13 protein-coding genes and 1 pseudogene are annotated in these 15,084 nt (G+C 61.0%); 11 read left to right on the forward strand and 3 right to left on the reverse strand.

The features are described from left to right. Nucleotides 1–3: 3 nt before the first annotated feature. The gene (alr, locus tag ACJ2A4_RS02940; RefSeq protein WP_408873554.1) at nucleotides 4–1,107 is read right to left on the reverse strand and encodes an alanine racemase; all 1,104 of its coding nucleotides are present in this window, start codon (nucleotides 1,105–1,107) and stop codon (nucleotides 4–6) included. Nucleotides 1,108–1,332: 225 nt separating this feature from the next. On the opposite strand from alr, the gene ACJ2A4_RS02945 reads away from it, so the two are divergent. From ACJ2A4_RS02945 to spt, 5 genes and pseudogenes are all read left to right on the forward strand, one after another. Continuing rightward, nucleotides 1,333–2,700 carry a lipopolysaccharide biosynthesis protein gene (locus ACJ2A4_RS02945; protein WP_408873555.1) on the forward strand — a complete coding sequence of 456 codons (1,368 nt, stop codon included), beginning with the start codon at nucleotides 1,333–1,335 and terminating at the stop codon, nucleotides 2,698–2,700. Then, nucleotides 2,700–3,830, forward strand: coding sequence for a hypothetical protein (locus tag ACJ2A4_RS02950; protein WP_062509173.1), 1,131 nt, complete (start codon nucleotides 2,700–2,702; stop codon nucleotides 3,828–3,830). The genes ACJ2A4_RS02945 and ACJ2A4_RS02950 overlap by 1 nt, the downstream gene beginning before the upstream one ends. Beyond that, the gene (locus ACJ2A4_RS02955; protein ID WP_408873556.1) at nucleotides 3,830–5,641 is read left to right on the forward strand and encodes a fatty acyl-AMP ligase; all 1,812 of its coding nucleotides are present in this window, start codon (nucleotides 3,830–3,832) and stop codon (nucleotides 5,639–5,641) included. The genes ACJ2A4_RS02950 and ACJ2A4_RS02955 overlap by 1 nt, the downstream gene beginning before the upstream one ends. Before the next feature lie 113 nt (nucleotides 5,642–5,754). Continuing rightward, on the forward strand, nucleotides 5,755–6,009 hold the full coding sequence (locus tag ACJ2A4_RS02960) for an acyl carrier protein (protein WP_062509391.1): 255 nt from the start codon (nucleotides 5,755–5,757) through the stop codon (nucleotides 6,007–6,009). Beyond that, nucleotides 6,006–7,198: pseudogene (gene spt / locus ACJ2A4_RS02965) on the forward strand (serine palmitoyltransferase). Before ACJ2A4_RS02960 ends, spt begins: the two are co-directional and overlap by 4 nt. Before the next feature lie 39 nt (nucleotides 7,199–7,237). Here spt and ACJ2A4_RS02970 read toward each other — a convergent pair. After that, entirely contained in the window at nucleotides 7,238–8,221 is a 984-nt protein-coding gene (locus ACJ2A4_RS02970) for a hypothetical protein (RefSeq protein ID WP_408873557.1), read from the reverse strand. Continuing rightward, nucleotides 8,169–9,116, reverse strand: a complete 948-nt coding sequence (locus ACJ2A4_RS02975) for a diacylglycerol/lipid kinase family protein (protein ID WP_408873558.1) — start codon at nucleotides 9,114–9,116, stop codon at nucleotides 8,169–8,171. Before ACJ2A4_RS02975 ends, ACJ2A4_RS02970 begins: the two co-directional genes overlap by 53 nt. 144 nt (nucleotides 9,117–9,260) lie before the next feature. On the opposite strand from ACJ2A4_RS02975, the gene ACJ2A4_RS02980 reads away from it, so the two are divergent. Genes ACJ2A4_RS02980 through ACJ2A4_RS03005 form a run of 6 tightly spaced genes read left to right on the forward strand, consistent with a single transcriptional unit; the run spans nucleotide 9,261 to nucleotide 15,072 of the window. Further along, nucleotides 9,261–10,184 carry a metallophosphoesterase family protein gene (locus ACJ2A4_RS02980; RefSeq protein WP_408873559.1) on the forward strand — a complete coding sequence of 308 codons (924 nt, stop codon included), beginning with the start codon at nucleotides 9,261–9,263 and terminating at the stop codon, nucleotides 10,182–10,184. After that, nucleotides 10,181–11,335, forward strand: a complete 1,155-nt coding sequence (locus ACJ2A4_RS02985) for an LptF/LptG family permease (RefSeq protein WP_408873560.1) — start codon at nucleotides 10,181–10,183, stop codon at nucleotides 11,333–11,335. The genes ACJ2A4_RS02980 and ACJ2A4_RS02985 overlap by 4 nt, the downstream gene beginning before the upstream one ends. Next, nucleotides 11,332–12,441 (forward strand): LptF/LptG family permease, encoded by a 1,110-nt coding sequence (locus ACJ2A4_RS02990; protein WP_408873561.1) that lies wholly within the window; start codon nucleotides 11,332–11,334, stop codon nucleotides 12,439–12,441. The genes ACJ2A4_RS02985 and ACJ2A4_RS02990 overlap by 4 nt, the downstream gene beginning before the upstream one ends. Then, nucleotides 12,438–13,253 (forward strand): sterol desaturase family protein, encoded by an 816-nt coding sequence (locus ACJ2A4_RS02995; protein WP_408873562.1) that lies wholly within the window; start codon nucleotides 12,438–12,440, stop codon nucleotides 13,251–13,253. The genes ACJ2A4_RS02990 and ACJ2A4_RS02995 overlap by 4 nt, the downstream gene beginning before the upstream one ends. Further along, nucleotides 13,250–14,005: a nucleotidyltransferase family protein gene (locus tag ACJ2A4_RS03000; RefSeq protein ID WP_408873563.1), complete on the forward strand. Its 756-nt coding sequence runs from the start codon at nucleotides 13,250–13,252 to the stop codon at nucleotides 14,003–14,005. The genes ACJ2A4_RS02995 and ACJ2A4_RS03000 overlap by 4 nt, the downstream gene beginning before the upstream one ends. Then, nucleotides 14,002–15,072: a glycosyltransferase gene (locus tag ACJ2A4_RS03005; protein WP_408873564.1), complete on the forward strand. Its 1,071-nt coding sequence runs from the start codon at nucleotides 14,002–14,004 to the stop codon at nucleotides 15,070–15,072. The genes ACJ2A4_RS03000 and ACJ2A4_RS03005 overlap by 4 nt, the downstream gene beginning before the upstream one ends. Nucleotides 15,073–15,084 lie beyond the last annotated feature (12 nt).

A 15,084-nucleotide genomic window follows, 5' to 3' on the forward strand; every position in this document is an offset into this window, starting at 1 on the left:
GTGTCAGGCCGCCGGGACATAGACACGATGAAAACGGCTCCCCAGAGACGTCAGCACCTCATAGCCGATCGTCCCCGCTGACCGGGCCAGCGCATCCACATCCTGCGCCGGTCCCAGTACCGACAGTACGTCCCCGGCTTCAAGATCGGCAGGAGCGTCGGTCAGATCGACGGAAATGCTGTCCATCGAGACACGCCCGATCACCGGGAGCCGCGTCCGGTCATGCCAGACTGCTCCCCGCCCCTCCTGCGCCCGGAAGAATCCGTCGGCATAACCAAGACCAAGCGTGGCGACCTGTGTCGGCTCCGTGGCGGTCCAGCTCAGACCATATCCGACGCGGTCTCCGGCCTCCACGGTCCGGATCTGAACAATCCGCGCATCAAGGGAGACGACCGGGCGGAGCATCCGGTTGCCTTCTGAAGGCGCAATTCCGTAAAGCGCCGCTCCCGGCCGGATCAGCTCGAAATGATACTCCGGCCCCAGAAAAATACCGGATGAAGCTGAGAGGGAACGGGGAACACCCGGAAAGCGGGCCGCCATATCCACAAAACGTTGCCGCTGCATGTCATTGGCCGGATTGTCCGGCTCATCAGCACAGGCCAGATGGCTCATTACCAGTTGCAGGTTCAGACCCTCAAAGACCGTGCGATCCTGCAGATCAGCCGGACTCAACCCGAAACGGGACATTCCCGTATCGAACTGAAGTGCCGCCGGAAATGCCTGTTTGTTCTTCTCACAGAACCGTTTCCAGCTCCGGACCTGCTCAGGATCGTTGAGAACGGGGATAAGGCCATGCGCCTGCATGCTGCCTTCGCAGCCGGGCATGAAACCATGCAGGACAAAAATGCGGACATCCGGCAGCACGGCTCTCAAAGCGATGCCTTCATCCAGATGTGCCACGAAGAATGTTTTCGCCCCCCTCGCAGCAAGCACGGGAGCCACCTGCGCCGCTCCCAGTCCGTAGGCGTCAGCCTTGACGACGGCCGCGCATTCCGCTTCCGGAGCCAGTCCGGCGACAAGATCGTAATTTTCTGCAATGGCCCGGAGGCTGACGGTCATCCAGGCTCCGGCCCGGGCTGATGCGGCGTCCTGAAAAAAGATATGCATAGGGCTGTCCGTAAGACTGCGATGCTTCCTTATGGCATCCCTGTCATATCACGCAACGGTCATGCTTTCTTTTCAGAACGGCGGTTTTGCGCAACACTGGATGATGTGTTGCAGGCAAGCGCAATCTTCAGTCACAAAAAGTGAGTTCAGATTTCCGGGGAAATGCCTATTTCTGGTGCCGAACAGAGTTAACGGCAAGACTGTCACGAAAGTTTCCATAAATTGATGTCAGACGATTCATCGTCTTCCCAGACCGCCCGTACGGGCGGGGTTCAGCGTGTCATGAGCAATCTGGGCGTCCTTCTCGGAGGACGTGCAGTCAATGCGCCGCTGAGTCTCGTCCATATCTGGATGGCCACCCATCTGCTGGGAAGTTACAGCTTCGGACTCGTTGCGATGATGTACGCTTTCGCGCGGACGATGGGCGATATCGTCGATTTCCAGTCATGGCAGACGGTCCTGCATTTTGGACTGCGCCCTCTAACGCAGGGTGATCGCCGCAGTTTCCAGAAAATCGTATCTTTCAGTCTTCTTCTGGACAGCTTTGGCGGTCTGCTGGGTTTTGGTGGTGGTGTCGTCATCAGCCTTCTGGCCATGAATCTGCTGGGCTGGCCACCGCAGATCCATGTCATCGGTGTCATTTACTGCGTTTCCATTCTGTTCATGGCATCAGCCACCGCGACCGGGCTCCTGCGGGTTTTCGACCGTTACGACCTCCTTGCCGTGCAGGGAACGGTTGCCACGATCGTCCGTGTGGTTGGCACGGCCTCGATGGCTCTGGGCTGGGCTTCGGTTGCCGCGCTGGCCAGCGTATGGATCGCCGCAGAAGTCGCGGCCTGGGGGACGCTCTTCTTCATGGCGACCCGCGAGATGTATCGCCGTGATCTGATCCGCGGCCTGTTTCAGGAAATGCGCGGCATTGTCCCCGATATCCTGAACGGACAGTTCTTCCGCATCTATCCCGGGATCTGGCGCTTTGCGCTGAACACGAACCTCAATTCAACACTCGCACTGGCTTTTGGCCATATCGGGACGCTTGTTGTGGGTGCATTCGTCGGTCCGACCAGTGCCGGATATTATCGCATTGCCAGCCAGATCGCGGCGGGAATCGCAAAGCCTGCAACCCTGATCCAGACGACCGTCTATCCCGAAATGGCCCGCCTGTGGCGCGACCGGGCCATGAACCGGCTTTATCGTCTTACGGGCCAGATTGCCCTGATGGCCGGCGGCATCGGAACCGGGCTTCTCCTGCTGACCCTGTTTGCCGGGCAGCCGCTTCTTCAGCTCTATATCGGCCACAAGGGCGCAACGGAGGCGCTGCCGGTTACATTATGGCTGCTGGCGGCAGAAGTGGTCACGGTCTGGGGCCTGCCGCTCGAGCCACTGCTGTTCACGACCAACCGGTCGGGTGCTGCAATCGGTGCACGCATCCTCGAATGCCTGTTCTTCCTGCCGGCCCTCGTGCTGATGGTGCGTCACTACGGGCTGAGTGGCGTTGGACCGGCTACATTGTGTGGCGTGACGCTTTTGATCACGATCCAGCTTGTGCTCGTGGTGCGGACGATCCGCGCTCCTGAAGGGGCCGTGGCATGATGAAGGTTGCGTTCCCTCTCATTGGCCAGCGTCACCAGACCCTGCATGCGCTGCCGATCGCGCTGGAAGTCTCCGCGCGCCATCCGGATGTTGCGGTACACGTCTCCTGCCTGACCGTGAGCCATCTTGAACTGGCCCGTTCGCTGGCCACGCTCTATCCCGAAGCACGGGTGCAGTTCGATCTGCTCCCGATCTCCGCGAAACTGCGTCGCCGCATCGAGCAGCATGGTCTGCGGGTCGTGGACCGCCTGATCGGGCTCTTTGCGTCCCGTCGCTATTTCCGGAACTTCAATTCGATCATCGTCCCGGAAGCAACGTCCCTGCAGCTTCGCCGCATGGGTGTGCGCCGTCCGAAAATGATCTGGACGGGCCATGGCGCCGGTGACCGGGCCATCGGTTTTGCCCGGCATCTCGGGAAATTCGATTTCCTGCTGGTTCCAGGACGAAAAGTGGAGCAGCGCATGCTGGAAAAGGGCATCATCCGTCCGGGCGCCTATCACCGTGGCACCTACGCCAAGTTCGATCTCGTACGGCGCATGGATGCGAAACGGCCGAAGCTGTTCAACAACAACCGGCCGACGATCCTGTATAATCCGCATTTCCTGCGCCGCCTGTCATCCTGGCCGGAAATGGGACACCAGATCCTGGATTTCTTTGCCAGGCAGGATCGCTACAACCTTGTTTTTGCGCCACATTTCCGTCTCTTCGACAATCACCGCGAAGAGGGAGAAGCCCTGAAGCGCCAGTATGGGCATCTTCCGCACATGCTGATTGATCCGGGAAGCCATCGCAGCATCGACATGACCTATACGATGGGGGCAGACCTCTATCTGGGCGATGTCAGCAGTCAGGTGGCCGAATTCATGATCCGCCCGCGGCCTTGTCTCTTCCTCAACGCCCACCATGTCAAATGGCATGGAAATCCGGATTATCAGTTCTGGACACTGGGGCCGGTGACGGAAAACGTGTCGGATCTGGGTGCCAAGATCGAGAATGCCTTCGAAACGCATCCTCGTTTTCTTGAGGCGCAGCGCCAATATGTATTAGAGACATTCGAAACACTGGGTGATGAGCCCACTGCTCCCGCTGCGGCGGACGCAATCGTCGATTTTCTGAAAAGGGCTGCCTGATGTCAGGTAATCCAAACGGAGCTAGTCCAGGTTTGACCGAGGCCAACCAGAACCCAACCGCCAATCCCGTCCCGACGCCCAGCCGTTCCGGCCTGGAAAGACGTTACGGTGATTTCCCCAGCTTTGCTGCCGCACTCGATTACGCGGCCCAGGGTGAGAGCGGATTCAACATCTATTCCGGACGGGGACAGCTTCTTGAAGCGCTGCCTTACCGTCTGCTGCGCGAGCAGGCCCGTTCCATGGCCTGCCGCCTGCTGGGTCTTGGCCTTGTCCCTGGTGACCGTGTTGCGATCGTTGCGGAAAGCGATGGCGATTTCGTCCGGATTTTCTTCGGCTGCCAGTACGCTGGCCTCGTCCCCGCTCCCCTGCCGCTGCCCGTCGCGTTCGGTGGACGTGAAGGCTATGTGGCGACCCTGCGCGGGATGATCCAGAGCGCTGCGGCCCGTGCTGTCGTGGTCCCGGACGTGATCGGAAGCTGGACCGGCGAGATCATTGACGGACTTGATCTGGTGTTCGGCGGATCGCCGGCCGACCTGTACCGTCACGCCGAAGCGCGCGTCGAACTGCCGGAAATCTCCCCGACAGCCCTGTCCTATCTCCAGTTTTCCTCGGGAAGCACGCGCTTTCCGATGGGTGTCTCGGTCACGCAGGCGGCCGGCATGGCCAATGCCCGCGCCATCGCCCGTGACGGCCTGCATGTTCACCCGGCGGAAGACCCGCGTGATGACCGCTGCGTCTCATGGCTCCCGCTCTATCATGACATGGGCCTCGTCGGCTTTTTCCTGACGCCGCTGACCTGCCAGCTCTCCGTGGACCTGCTGCCGACCCGCGAGTTTGCGCGGCGTCCGCATGTCTGGCTGGACCTGATCTCCCGCAACCGCGGCACGATCGCCTACAGCCCGTCTTTCGGCTACGAACTCTGCGCCCGCCGCAGCGGTCAGGCCGATCTTGACCTGTCGTGCTGGCGTATTGCCGGCATCGGCGGCGACATGATCCGCCACCATATCCTTGAAGGCTTTGCCGAGCGTTTCGCATCAAACGGCTTCCGGGCCAGTGCTTTCGTCGCCAGTTATGGTATGGCGGAAGCCACCCTTGCGATCAGCTTTGCCCCGCTCGATACCGGCATCCAGACCGATACGATCGACCTGCGCCGTCTTGAAAAGGATGGCATTGCAGAGCCCTCCAACGATCCGTCCCATCCGCTGCGGACCTTCGTCCTGTGCGGTGAAGCCCTGCCCGATCACCAGATCGAAGTGCGCGATGCAACGGGCCGCGATCTGGCCGACCGACAGGTCGGAACCGTTTATGTTCGCGGACCGAGTCTCATGTGTGGCTATTTCCGCCGCCCTGACGAAACCGAAGCCGTTCTTGACGCTGATGGCTGGCTGAACACGGGTGATCTTGGCTATCACCTCAACGGCCAGATTGTTGTGACGGGCCGCGCCAAGGATCTGATCATCATCAATGGCCGCAACATCTGGCCGCAGGATTTGGAATGGTCTGCCGAAAGCGAGATCCCATCCCTGCGCTCGCGTGACGTTGCTGTCTTCTCCGTGGATAGCGACGACGGCGAGAAAATTGTCGCGCTCGTGCAGTGCCGTGCAACGGAAGATGCGAGCCGTGACCAACTCCGCGACGAAGTCACGAGTTTGTTCCGCCGCCAGCATGGTGTGGATGTTGACGTCATTCTCGTTCCGCCCCGCACACTTCCCCAGACGTCCTCTGGCAAGCTGACCCGTGCGAAGGCCAAAAGCATGCTGCTCTCCGGTCAGTTCGAACAGCAGCCCGAAACCACGCCTTCGGTCGCCTGATCTCTTTCCGGCCGCGCCGCCCGACTGCCAGAACAGGCAGAGGGGTGGCGAACGGGGCCGGTTTGGAGCATAAGGCTTGCCCAAGATTGCACAGACACCGAGAGTTGAAGTTCATGACTGACAGCGTCGCCGGTATTTCCGGAATGATCATTGAAAAACTGCTTGCCAACCCGAAGGTTCCCCGGGACATCGACGGCAACAGCAAGATTGTCGAAGACCTTGCCTTTGACAGCCTGGCCGTCATGAATTTCGTCATGGAAATCGAGGATGAACTCGACGTTTCCGTACCGCTCGACAAGCTTGCGGACATCCGGACCATCAATGATCTTGCCGCATGCCTGCACACGCTCAAGGTTGCCCACGCGTGACAGATATTTTTGCCAAGCACGCAGGCCTGCGCGAAGCCTATGAAGGCCTGACGGCCGCGTCGCCGCGCAATCCGTTTGAAGTCGTGATCGAACGCCCGATCTCCGCCAGTGTCGGGATCATCGAAGGCCGCGAGACGCTTCTGTTCGGGACCAACAACTATCTTGGTCTCAGCCAGTCGAAAAAAGCCATCGAGGCTGCCGTGGAAACGGCGGAGACGATGGGCGTGGGCACGACAGGCTCCCGCATCGCGAACGGTACTTTCGGTCTGCATCGCAAGCTGGAAGCAAAGCTTGCCGAGTTCTTCCGCCGCAAGCACTGCATGGTGTTCTCGACCGGGTATCAGGCCAATCTGGGCACGATCTCGGCTCTGGTGAACAAGGACGACGTCCTGCTGCTCGATGCGGACAGCCATGCCAGCATCTATGACGGCGCCAAGCTGTCCGGCGCGCAGGTCATCCGCTTCCGCCACAACGATCCGGTCGATCTGGAAAAGCGTCTGGCACGCCTGAAGGACCACCAGGGCGCCAAGCTCATCATCGCCGAGGGCATCTACTCCATGACGGGGAATGTTGCCCCGCTGGACAAGTTCGTGGACATCAAGACGCGCCACGGTGCGTATCTGATGGCTGACGAAGCCCATTCGTTCGGCGTTCTGGGCGAGCATGGCCGCGGCGTTGCGGAAATGCAGGGCTGCGAGGACGGGATCGACTTCGTGGTCGGCACCTTCTCCAAGTCGCTCGGCACCGTTGGCGGCTACTGCGTCACGGACCACAATGGTGTGGACCTGATGCGTCTGTGCTCACGGCCTTACATGTTCACGGCCTCCCTTCCCCCGAGATCATTGCCGCCACCATGGCAGCCCTCGAGGACATGCAGGAGCGTCCTGAACTGCGGATCAAGCTTCAGGAAAACGCGGCCCGTCTGCATGCCGGACTTCAGAAGGTTGGCCTCAAGACAGGCGAGCATGTCTCCCCGGTCGTCGCCGTGACGCTGGAAACCGTGGATCAGGCCGTGGGCTTCTGGAACGCGCTGCTGGAAAACGGGGTCTACGTAAACCTCTCGCTGCCGCCAGCAACGCCAGACAACCGTCCGCTTCTGCGCTGCTCGGTCATGGCTGCACATTCTCCTGAAGAAATTGACCGTGCTGTTGCGGTCTTTGGCGAAGTCGCCAGACATTTCGGACTGTAAGACCAAAAAGGGGGATCCCATGGATCCTCTTTTTTGTTTTCAGTTTTTCTGACGTTTCAGAAGATGGCGTGCCCGCCACAGAAGCCGGGGCAGCATCACAAGCGGATGCCTGCTTTCAAAGGGCGATAGCTGCATATCAAAGCCCGTATGGCGCTTTATCTTCCAAGCCAGGTAGGATGCGCCATTTTCAAAAGTGAAGGCCGCTTTCATAAGTCTGGCTGCACTGCGAGGGCGACCCGATTTCTGGATCAGAGCCCAGCGGCGGATTGCCTTTTTGCGGAGCGCTGCACTGATAACAGGTTCCAACATATCGCCATGTGCCGCAAACTGCAGATGTGCCCGCGCCCAGCCCAGAGGCAGCATGGCTGCGTAACGGGCTTCCTGCCCTCGCAGAATACTGCTCCCCCGCCCCTTTTTCTCCACGCGGAGTTCAGAGGCATAGGTATGGGCAAAAAGGGTTTCCCAGAAATCGTCCGCCGTCATGGATGCCTGACCCAGCAGCGCTGCCCAGCATGACGCCGTTGTGACGCAGGCTGCGATCAGTGACAGGACAGCATCCGCACTTTCCGGATCGCGGACCCAGACCAGCCGCACCGGCTGGCAGAATTGCGCCCAGATTGTCGTATCCAGGGCCCCGAGTCCGGTTCGGGCAGCAAACTGCGCACGCGACAATACCGCAATCTTGGCCCTCAGGGTGCGATGACCATGGTGGAATTCGGCATAGCGGACATTGGGTGGCAGAACGAGATTGCCGGTCCGGGCCACCAGTCCGCCGGAAAAGCCTTCGGCGTTTTCAGTGACGATGTAGAAGTCGAGAATACCGTCCGGATCGGCTTTCCGCAGCATCGAACCATAAAATAGAATGCCCAGCGGCAGAACGGGACAGGCGTGGGCCAGCGCTTCGGCAAAAGCAACGACACCGGAGTCGACCGGCGTTGTCAGTTCACCGATCAGGCGCTGTTCGAGCGCATCAGGCATGGAGAAACCGGAAGCCGGGAGCACGTTCCAGATGCAGGACTCCATCAGGCGCTGCTGTAAAGACCTCGCCATCGAGCACGAAATCGCTTTCCGTGACCAGGGTCATGTCATCCGTACGACCACTGACGTAATCGGGATGACGGCGCAGCCAGCGGGGGGCGCGTCCGCACAGAAGGGCCGCCGTTGCCCGGAGCAGACTGTCCGGCCAGGCACTGACATCAAGATAACGCAGCCCCTCGACATTGGGCTCGGCATCCCAGAACGGCCAGATACCACGTGACAGGCGCGACAGTCCGGTTGTCAGGAACATGAAGCTCTGCCCGTCATAGACATGGCCGCCGGTCTCGATCCGCAGCGGATCGCCCCTAAGCCAGTCTTCACGGCTTTTGCGGAACATGAGGCTGACGAATGTGGACAGCAACGTGATGCCAACGGCCAGATCATGGGGCGCAAAACGCAGGACGGTGGGAGAATGTGCGATCCGCACGGCTCTTGCATAACCCGCACAGCCGCCGAACAGGCCAAGCACCGGCATACGGTCCGTTCCCGGCCAGGACAGACGGATCGGTGTACGCATGCTGGAGCGCAGCCCGCCCTGCCGCAGACGCTGAACCGCCTCCATGCCACGCAGGCCAAAACCAACGTCACCCGCAATCAGGTTGGTGTTGCCAGACGCCAGGACCACGATGTCCGGAAACCTGTCAGCCGGATAGGCACGCGCAATGGCGGTCAGCGCGGTGCTGACCGTGCCGTCACCACCGTCGATGAGGATGGTGTCGATCCCACGCTCGTAAAGCTGCCGGACATGCTCCGTCGTGCCTTCACGACTATCCGAAGGAACGAAATCCTTTCCCAGAAGGGCCTGCGCCTCGACAGCAAAACTGGAACCGTCCCGGCGATTTTTCCGGCTACGGGCATTATGGATCAAGGCAATGCGCACTGGGTGAGGCAATCTTCATCTGGCGTTCGGCTATGCGGGCGGGTCTAGCACGGCTATGATGGAACTGCCAGAACAGGGCGTCCGGGATACTCACCACGGACCTCTCGTGCCTGGCGTGGATTCTGACAAGGCCCTTTTCTGATCATGACCCCTGACCTGCCCGCAGATCCCTTCTCGTCGCGGCACACGTCCCCTGTCCCCACGCCTGCTGTCACACTGGCCCATATTTCGGACCCGCATCTTCCCCCGCCCCCGGTTCACTGGCGCGCGGCGCTCAACAAGCGCGCCCTGAGCCTCCTGTCCTGGAAAAAGCACCGCCAGTACGTCCATCTCGCGCAGACCTGCGCGGCACTGGTGAAGGATATTGGACGCTCGAACGTCGATACCATCCTCGTCAGCGGGGATCTGACCAATTTCGGAACGCCAGACGAATTCGCAGAGGCGGCCCGCTGGCTGGATGCCTTGCCCGCGCCTGCCCTCGTTATTCCCGGCAATCATGACTGCATGGTCCGGCAGCCGGCATCGGCCGGCCTGCACCAGTGGGAACGCTGGTCTGCCCGGCAGTACCCTTACGTCCGCATCCAGAACGGCGTTGCGATCATAGGCGTCAATTCCGGTATTCCGACCGCACCCTTCATGGCCTGCGGGCGTGTCGGACGCCGCCAGCGTGACCGGCTGGAAGCCCTGCTGGAGCGTCTTGGGAAAGAAGGGCTGTGCCGGGTCGTGATGATCCATCATCCGCCCAAACGCGGCCTCGTCCCCTGGCGCAAGTCCCTGCTCGATCACCGGGAAGTCGCCGGGGTGTTCCGGCGGGCAGGAGCGGAGATCGTCCTGCATGGACACTCCCATGATGCGACCCTGACCCATATTGCCGGAACGGACATTCCGCTGCTCGGCGTGGCGTCCGCATCCCTGACCGATGAACGCCCGCACCGGCAGGCCTGCTGGAATCATCTGTCCATCCACCCATATGAAAAGGGCTGGACGATCAATCTGGCACGTCACCGGCTCGATGGTTCCGTCAGCGAACGGGCATCGTGGAAGCGGACAGGAAGGACAGAGGCGTGAAACAGCGGGCCCATATTCTGGACCGGTATCTGCTGACACAGATGGTGCCCCCCTTCGCGATCGCGCTTCTGGCCATGCTGGTCGCCCTGCTGCTGGAACGCCTGCTGTCTCTCTTTGACTATCTGGCTTCGGCAGGCAGTTCGCTTGGAACCTGCATCGCGCTTCTGACGGATCTGCTGCCCCATTATTTCGGAATCGCGCTGCCTGCCGCACTCTGCATTTCGGTTTTCCTGACCATTCGCGGCATGAGCGACAATAACGAGATTGATGCCCTTCAGGCCGGTCGCGTCTCACTGATGCGGATCAGCCGACCGTTCATGATCGTCGGGCTGCTCCTCAGCGCCGCCAGCATGTTCCTCTACGGTTATATCCAGCCGGTCGCGCGCTATGACTATCGCGCAGGCTTCTATTTTGCCGAGCATACAGGCTGGGCACCGCATCTTCAGGCGGGGATGTTCGCATCCACCTCCAGCAAGGCCGTCATGACAGCGGACAGTGTCAGCCACGCCGGCACCCGGCTCAGACGTGTGTTCATCCGTGAAGTCAACGCGAATGGTGTCGCCCATATCATCACGGCCCGTACCGGGGCGCTGACCATCTCTGAAAAGACCCGCAGCACCCGCCTCGACCTGTGGAACGGGGAAATCGTGGATGATCCGTTCCAGGCGACCAAACCCCACAAGCCGACCGTGACCCATTTCGAACATGTCGTCCGCGTCATTGACCGCCCGACCAGGGAAACGACATTCCGCTCCCGCGGGGCCGATGAGCGCGAATTGACGCAGTTCGAGCTGGCGCATGACCTGCGCTATGGCCTGCCTGGCATCGAATACCGCACGCTCCGGGCAGAGATGGATTTCCGCATGGCCCGCGCATTGGCCATCCCCTTTATTCCGCCCCTTGCCGTTGCTCTGGCCATCGGGTCCCGGCGTAAAAAATTCGTCTGGGGCCTGATTGCGGTTGCCGTCATCCTGATCGGCTTCGACCAGACCCTGATGTTCGGTCACAGCCTTGCCTCGACCGGCCGCCTTCCGATCTGGCTGGCGATCTGGGTGCCGGAACTCGTATTCTGCATCGGCTGTCTGGCGGCCCTGCTCCGTCGCTCCCGCGGCTCCTGGCGCCGCCGCAAGCTGACACGGGCACCCGCATGACCGAGTCCACGCAGCGTATGCCCCGGTTTGTGCTGATCAAGGCGCTCAACCGTGCCCTTCTGGGACGGTTCATGCTGTGTGGCGCCGTTCTCGTCTCCCTGCTGGAGATCCTGGCGCTTCTTGAAAAGACAACTCCGATCCTGAACCGGCATCTCGGCGTGCGCGGGATCCTGACATTCGCGTTCCTGCACCTGCCGGCCCTGAGCATCGACATCCTGCCGCTGGCCTTCATGGTCGGCGCGCTGTTCCTCCTCACCCAGATGACGCTGTCGAGCGAAATCTCGGCGCTGCGGGCAGCCGGACTGTCAACGCCGGCGCTGTACCGCCTGCTCATACCCGCTGTTTTGATTGCGGGGATCGGCGGCGCCTGTGCCCAGTACTGGCTGGTCCCGCCCTGCGAAAATGCCCTCACCACCTGGTGGAACCGGACCGACCCACTGGCCGGAAAGGAAGGGCAGCCCGAAGACGACATCCTGTGGTTCCGCGCAGGCCCCACGCTGGTCCGGATCGGGCAGATCGCCCAGGGCGGCTATTTCCTGCGGGACGTGACGATCTATCACCGTGACGCCACGGGCCTGCTGACCGGAACCGAGCATACGAATATCCTGACGTACCAGAACGGCCAGTGGCATCCTGATGGCGCGCAGGATCTTTCCCTTTCCGACGACAAGTCGTTCGTCAATGTGACAAAGGGTGACAACACCTTCGTTATTCCTGCCACACCGTCGATCATCATGACGCTGTCGCAGAACGGAGCATTCGTAACACCCGCCCAGATCAGCGCCATTCTTCACAAAGGCGCACCGGCAAGTCTGCCAAGAACCACATACCGTATGGCGCTGTTCACGGGCATGATTCTGCCCGTTCAGATTGCAGTAATGCTTCTATTGACGCTGCCGGTGATCTATATCCCACCTCGTGCAGGACTTCGAAACCCGCTCCCGGTCTATGTTCTTGCGGCCGGAATGGGCTTTGTCATCCTGCAGGGAATGATTTCCGCACTTGGAAATGCCGGGACGCTTCCGGCGCCCCTGGCTGTCAGTGTAGGCCCGCTGCTGGGCGCCCTTATGGGGCTGACCTGGCTTCTGCGGATGGAGGAACGATGAGCAACTTCAAGGCACCATGGCGCAACATGTCCGCCATCCGGACAGGCCGCAGCTTCGATCTGGGAAAGATGAACCTCTCCCAGCTGTGGTTCGCCTATCTGACCTACCCGACGATCCTGCTCTATTTCGCGCTGATCGCGGGATCCGCCTGGGCGGCGCTGCATTTCTCGACCGTGCTCTGGATGACGCTCGTCCCGGTGCCTGTGGTCATCGTCGTTTACCCGCTGGCCTGGTATGCGATCCACCGTTTCATCCTTCATGGACGCTGGCTCTATCGCAACCACTGGACGGCTTCGCTCTGGAAGCGCATCCATTTCGACCACCATCAGGACCCGCACCTGCTGGACGTGCTATTCGGCTCCCCGCTGAACACGGTGCCGACCATGGCGATCATCACCATGCCAATCGGTGGCCTGATCGCCGGCTGGAGCGGTGCATTCTGTGCGCTGTCCACGGCACTGGTCATGACCTGCATCTACGAGTTCTTCCACTGCATCCAGCATCTGGCCTACAAGCCGCGCTGGAAATGGGTCGCGAACATCAAGCAGTTGCACGTGCTGCACCATTTCCATGACGAAGACGGTAATTTTGGCATCACGAACTATGTGCCGGACCGCCTGTTCAGCAGCTTCTACCGCGAAGCCCGCGACCGACCGCGTAGCAAGCATGTCTTCAATCTCGGTTATGACATCGAGGAAGCGCATCGCTATCCGTGGGTGATGGATCTGACGGGGTCGCCCCCGAAGGACCGTCCCGATGGCGCACGTCCGGCGGCAGCCCGCACGGCTTCCGGGCATAACCGCGCGGCATGAGCCTCCCCGTTCTGGTTCTCGCCGGCTCCCGCGACGGCGAGAATGATGTGCTTGCGAAGCTGGGGCAGGTTTCCCACAAGGCGCTTCTTCCCGTCGCCGGTCAGCCCATGCTGGCCCGCGTGCTCGACACGATTGCCCGCACGCCCGGCCTTGGGCCTGTGACAATCAGCATCGAAAATCCGGACTGCATCAGGGATCTGGCAGGTGACGCCACGATCCTGCGCTCCGCCCCCTCTCCCAGCGAAAGCGTTGCCGAAGCCATTGCCCGGATTGGAACGCCCTGTCTGGTCACGACGGCCGATCACGCGCTTCTGCGTCCGGAATGGATCCAGGAGTTTCTGGCCAAGGCCCAGGGCTGCGATCTGGCCGCCGGCGTTGCACTGCGTTCCACGGTTGAACGCGATGTGCCCGGTACAAAACGGACCTATATCCGCCTGTCGGATATGAGCTTCTCAGGCTGCAACCTGTTCCTGATCGGCACAGCCAAGGGGCGGAACGTCATCGAGTTGTGGAAGCGGCTTCAGCAGAACCGCAAGCGCCCGCTCCGCATGGCCATGACGCTGGGCCTCGGAACCCTTCTGCGTGCCGTGACCCATACACTGGATTCGACAGCGCTCTGTCGCCGCATCCATAAGCTGACCGGTGCCAGCGTGCGTCTGGTGCCCCTGTCGGACGGACGTGCGGCAGTGGACGTGGACAAACCTTCCGACCTGAAACTGGCCGAACAAATCCTGGCGCAGACGACCCCATGAAAATCGCCTACATCATCAATTCCCTTGAATGCGGGGGCGCACAGCTTCCCATTCCGGACATCGTGTCTGTTCTGAAGGCACGCGGTGGCGATGTGACGATCTTCGCACTGGCCCGCAAGGACGGACTCGCCATCCCGCTGATCGAAGCCGCCGGCATCCCCGTGCGCGTTCGGGAAGGTACAACACGCGATCACATCGCAGCCTATCGCTGGCTACGGGATGAGATGGAGGTGTTCCAGCCGGACCTGATCTGGACGTCCCTCAGCCGTGCCACGCTTCTGGGGCAGTTGGTCGCGCTGCGTCATAAGACTCCGACAGTGCACTGGCAGCATTGCGGGCGCCTGAAGAAGGTCAATGCCTTCCTGCTACGCCTGTGCCGTCCTTACACCACGCTCTGGGTTGCCGACTCCCAGTCCGTCATCACCTTTGCGGGCAAGGAACTCGGCATCAGCGACAATTTCGTTGCCTGGCCTATTTTCCGCGCTGATCCGGACGCCCCTGTCGCCGCACCGTGGAAAGAAGGCGAAGTCGTACGCGTCGGAACGCTGGGACGCCTGAATCCCGTCAAGGCCTATGACATTCTGTGCGAGGCCGTAGCCCTTCTGAAAGACCATCCCGACCTGCCGCCGTTCCGTCTTCAGATTGCAGGCGATGGTCCCGAACATGCAGCGCTTCAGGCCCGCATCACGGCCGGAAATCTGCCGATTGACCTGCTGGGCTACGAGTCAAAGCCGTTTGATTTCCTGAAGACCCTGCATCTTTACGTCCAGTCGTCGCACTGGGAGGGCATGTGTGTCGCGGGGCATGAAGCCATGTCCTGCGGCCTTCCGGTTGTCTCCACCCCTGCAGGCGAGCTGGCATCGAGCATTCTCGACGGTGAAACGGGACGTATCGTGCCGTTCGACAATGCCCCTGCCCTCGCGGCAGCTCTGGCAGACCTGATCGGCAGACCTTCCGAGCTTGCGGCGATGGGGGCACGCTCCCGCAAACGGGTGCTGGAACGCTTCGGCCCTGAAGCGTTCGTCAGGCATGGCAACGCGGTGCTGGATCGTATCCCGGGCTTCTGAGCGCCTGGGATA

The organism is Gluconobacter roseus (genome assembly GCF_046058915.1).
In the GTDB taxonomy this organism is placed as follows: domain Bacteria; phylum Pseudomonadota; class Alphaproteobacteria; order Acetobacterales; family Acetobacteraceae; genus Gluconobacter; species Gluconobacter roseus_A.

Excerpts from the sequence above, each read along its gene's own strand:
- ACJ2A4_RS02955 (WP_408873556.1), top strand. The coding sequence starts at position 3,830 with ATGTCAGGTAATCCAAACGGAGCTAGTCCAGGTTTGACCGAGGCCAAC.
- ACJ2A4_RS02970 (WP_408873557.1), bottom strand. The coding sequence starts at position 8,221 with ATGGAGTCCTGCATCTGGAACGTGCTCCCGGCTTCCGGTTTCTCCATG.
- ACJ2A4_RS02980 (WP_408873559.1), top strand. The coding sequence starts at position 9,261 with ATGACCCCTGACCTGCCCGCAGATCCCTTCTCGTCGCGGCACACGTCC.
- ACJ2A4_RS03005 (WP_408873564.1), top strand. The coding sequence starts at position 14,002 with ATGAAAATCGCCTACATCATCAATTCCCTTGAATGCGGGGGCGCACAG.
- ACJ2A4_RS02995 (WP_408873562.1), top strand. The coding sequence starts at position 12,438 with ATGAGCAACTTCAAGGCACCATGGCGCAACATGTCCGCCATCCGGACA.
- ACJ2A4_RS02945 (WP_408873555.1), top strand. The coding sequence starts at position 1,333 with ATGTCAGACGATTCATCGTCTTCCCAGACCGCCCGTACGGGCGGGGTT.
- ACJ2A4_RS02960 (WP_062509391.1), top strand. The coding sequence starts at position 5,755 with ATGACTGACAGCGTCGCCGGTATTTCCGGAATGATCATTGAAAAACTG.
- ACJ2A4_RS02990 (WP_408873561.1), top strand. The coding sequence starts at position 11,332 with ATGACCGAGTCCACGCAGCGTATGCCCCGGTTTGTGCTGATCAAGGCG.
- ACJ2A4_RS03000 (WP_408873563.1), top strand. The coding sequence starts at position 13,250 with ATGAGCCTCCCCGTTCTGGTTCTCGCCGGCTCCCGCGACGGCGAGAAT.
- alr (WP_408873554.1), bottom strand. The coding sequence starts at position 1,107 with ATGCATATCTTTTTTCAGGACGCCGCATCAGCCCGGGCCGGAGCCTGG.
- ACJ2A4_RS02950 (WP_062509173.1), top strand. The coding sequence starts at position 2,700 with ATGAAGGTTGCGTTCCCTCTCATTGGCCAGCGTCACCAGACCCTGCAT.